The sequence below is a fragment of the Mesorhizobium sp. M7A.F.Ca.MR.362.00.0.0 genome (assembly GCF_004023175.1).
Classification (GTDB): Bacteria; Pseudomonadota; Alphaproteobacteria; order Rhizobiales; family Rhizobiaceae; genus Mesorhizobium.
In genome coordinates this window covers 2685-3120 of the sequence record NZ_RZTF01000559.1, presented here as the reverse complement: position 1 = coordinate 3120, position 436 = coordinate 2685, and the positions used below count along the sequence as shown (strand labels likewise).

The following is a 436-nucleotide window of genomic DNA, read 5'->3' as shown; positions in this document are numbered from 1 at the left end:
CGTCTATGTCGAGCGCGGTACCATGGCCGGCAGCGTGTCGATGAAGCTGGCCGACAAGACGGACGACAAGGCGCCCTATTTCGCCATCGTGCTGGTCGCCGGCTGGTCCGGCCGCCCCGGCGCCGTGGGAGCGCAGGCATGAGCGGCCGTCTCACTGTCATCGGCCTTGGGCCCGGCAATGCCGATCAAGTCACTCCGGAAGCCAGCCGCGCCGTCGCCGAGGCGAAATTCTTTTACGGCTACAAACCGTATCTCGACCGGCTGGAATTGCGCCCGGAACAGACCCGCGTCGCTTCCGACAATCGCGAGGAACTCGCCCGCTCCAAGGACGCACTGATCAAAGCCGCCGAGGGCCACGACGTCGCGGTGGTTTCCGGTGGCGATCCCGGCGTGTTCGCCATGGCGGCGGCCGTCTGCGAGGCGATCGAGGCCGGCC

General features: G+C 67.7%; 2 pseudogenes. Both read left to right on the top strand.

Going from position 1 to position 436, the window contains the following annotated elements:
- A pseudogene (locus tag EOC06_RS44370) lies at positions 1-142 on the top strand (precorrin-2 C(20)-methyltransferase); the annotation flags it as partial.
- A pseudogene (locus tag EOC06_RS44365) lies at positions 139-436 on the top strand (SAM-dependent methyltransferase); the annotation flags it as partial. The pseudogenes EOC06_RS44370 and EOC06_RS44365, both read left to right, overlap by 4 nt.